Origin of the sequence: Nonomuraea longicatena (genome assembly GCF_039525605.1) — a bacterium.
Taxonomy (GTDB): domain Bacteria; phylum Actinomycetota; class Actinomycetes; order Streptosporangiales; family Streptosporangiaceae; genus Nonomuraea; species Nonomuraea longicatena.
This window is the reverse complement of record NZ_BAAAHQ010000017.1, coordinates 16848-19504: the sequence shown is the minus strand read 5'-3', so window position 1 is coordinate 19504 and position 2657 is coordinate 16848. Positions and strand designations below refer to the sequence as shown.

General features: G+C 70.3%; 3 protein-coding genes. All 3 read left to right on the top strand.

What is annotated here, in order from left to right; genetic code table 11:
* Positions 1-148: 148 nt before the first annotated feature.
* The 3 genes from ABD120_RS17860 to metK all read left to right on the top strand — a co-directional run bounded on the left by ABD120_RS17860 (position 149) and on the right by metK (position 2639).
* Positions 149-877, top strand: coding sequence for a PspA/IM30 family protein (locus ABD120_RS17860; RefSeq protein WP_343951037.1), 729 nt, complete (start codon positions 149-151; stop codon positions 875-877).
* 95 nt (positions 878-972) lie between these two features.
* Positions 973-1335: a hypothetical protein gene (locus ABD120_RS17855; RefSeq protein WP_343951036.1), complete on the top strand. Its 363-nt coding sequence runs from the start codon at positions 973-975 to the stop codon at positions 1333-1335.
* A gap of 116 nt (positions 1336-1451) precedes the next feature.
* Positions 1452-2639 (top strand): methionine adenosyltransferase, encoded by a 1188-nt coding sequence (gene metK / locus ABD120_RS17850; protein WP_343951035.1) that lies wholly within the window; start codon positions 1452-1454, stop codon positions 2637-2639.
* Positions 2640-2657: the final 18 nt, after the last annotated feature.

Below are 2657 nucleotides of genomic sequence, written 5' to 3'. Positions count from 1 at the left end.
GATGCTCGGCGGCGGCGGCTGGGGCGGCGGCGGGAGCGTGGGCCGCCGCCAGGCGCCGGGCAGCTTCGGCGGCCCCGCGACCAGAGGGCGGCGCGGCACCGGGGGAGCCTTCTGACCGACCACACACTCATCCAGGGGGAGAACAGGCATGTCCAAGCAGTCCATCTTCGGCAGGGTCGCGCAACTGGCCAGGGCCAACATCAACGCGCTGCTCGACTCGGCGGAGGACCCGCAACTGATGCTCGACCAGATGGTGCGCGACTACACCCAGAACATCGCCGAGGCCGAGCAGGCCATCGCGCAGACGATCGGCTCCCTGCGCATGGTCGAGGCCGACCACCGGGAGGATCTCGACGCCGCCCGCGAGTGGGGCACCAAGGCGCTGGCCGCCAGCCAGCGGGCCGACCAGCTCCGCGCCGGCGGGCAGGCGGAGGAGGCGGACAAGTTCGACGGCCTCGCGAAGATCGCGATCGGCCGCCAGCTCGACTCGGAGCGCCAGGCCAAGGCGGCCGAGCCCGGCATCGTGAGCCAGCGCGAGGTCGTCGAGAAGCTCAAGACCGGCCTGCAGCAGATGCGGAACAAGCTGGACGAGCTCAAGGGCAAGCGCGACGAACTCGTCGCCCGTGCCAGGACCGCCCAGGCCCAGTCGCAGGTGCAGGACGCCATCAAGAGCATCGACATCCTCGACCCGACCAGCGAGGTCGGCCGCTTCGAGGAGAAGATCCGCCGCGAGGAGGCGCGGGTGATCGGCAGCCAGGAACTGGCGGCCTCCTCGCTCGACGCCCAGTTCGAGAGCCTGGAGGACGCGGGCCACCGCGGCGAGATCGAGGCCCGGCTGGCCGAGCTCAAGGCGGGCCGCTCGGCACTGCCCCGCTGATCGGTCCGGCCCGCCCCGTCCGCGGGGCGGGCCGGACCCGGCTTCTTGCCGTGTCTGACGACATATGCCGATACTGAGGGGGTAAGGGGGAAGCAATGCCCGTGGGTACCGCGGTCAGAGACCGCTGCAGGACGCTGTTAGGCCCCGACGAACAGATCAGATACGTCTTTCCCGCGCACTCGCTCGGCCCGCCCGGGATGGCCGGATTCCTCATCGTGGTCACCGACAGCGCCATCAACGTCCTGGCCACCAGGATGCTGAGGAACGACCGACCGGTCGCCGTCCACGCCACGTTCCCGCGCGCCACCCGGCTCGGCCCCATCCACCCTGGATCGGTGATCGAGCTGGGCGAGATGGCGTTCGAGTTCGATGAGGAGTACGCGGCGGTCGTGTCCGCCGCCGACGCCGAGGTCTTCGCGCCCGAGACCCTGCCGCCCGACCCCCTGCCAGAACTGTAAGCACCCCAGAATGCGCGACCCCGCCTCCCGTACGGCTAGACTTCGGCGAGGCCAAGGCGCGCACCACCCGTCCGGCCGCACATACGTCAGCAGCCGCTGCATGAGGAGCCACCGAGTTGTCACGTCGCCTGTTCACCTCCGAGTCGGTTACAGAGGGCCACCCGGACAAGATCGCCGACCAGATCAGTGACGCGATTCTCGACGCCATGCTCAAGGACGACCCGAAGAGCCGCGTCGCCGTCGAGACGATGATCACCACCGGCCAGGTCCACGTCGCAGGCGAGGTCACGACCGAAACCTACGTCGACATCCCCGGCGTCATCCGCGAGAAGATCCTGGAGATCGGCTACGACGCCTCTCACAAGGGCTTCGACGGCGCCTCGTGCGGCGTGTCGGTGTCCATCGGCGCGCAGTCGCCCGACATCGCCCAGGGCGTCGACGACGCCTACGAGCACCGCGAGGAGGGCGTCGCCGACGAGCTCGACCGGCAGGGCGCCGGCGACCAGGGCCTCATGTTCGGCTACGCCTGCCGCGAGACGCCCGAGCTGATGCCGCTCCCGATCACGCTCGCCCACCGCCTCGCCCAGCGGCTGTCCGAGGTGCGCAAGTCGGGCACCGTGCCCTACCTGCGCCCCGACGGCAAGACCCAGGTCACCATCGAGTACGACGGCGACACGCCCGTCCGCCTCGACACCGTCGTCGTCTCCACCCAGCACGCCGCCGAGATCGACCTGCGCGAGATGCTGGCCCCCGACATCAAGGAGCACGTGGTCGACCCCGTGCTCGCGGGCCTGGAGATCGACATCGAGGGCTACCGGCTGCTCGTCAACCCCACCGGCCGCTTCGAGATCGGCGGCCCCATGGGTGACGCCGGCCTGACCGGCCGCAAGATCATCATCGACACCTACGGCGGCATGTCCCGCCACGGTGGCGGCGCCTTCTCCGGCAAGGACCCGTCCAAGGTCGACCGTTCGGCCGCCTACGCGATGCGCTGGGTCGCCAAGAACGTCGTCGCCGCCGGTCTCGCCGACCGGTGCGAGGTGCAGGTCGCCTACGCCATCGGCAAGGCCCAGCCGGTCGGCCTGTTCGTCGAGTGCTTCGGCACCGAGAAGCTGGCGATCGAGAAGATCGAGGAGGCCGTGCTGCAGGTGTTCGACCTGCGCCCGGCCGCGATCATCCGCGACCTCGACCTGCTGCGTCCGATCTACTCCGAGACCGCCGCCTACGGGCACTTCGGCCGTGACGGCTTCTCCTGGGAGTCGACCGACCGCGCCGAGGCGCTGCGCACCGCCGCCGGTCTCTGACCCGCCGAACCGGAAGGC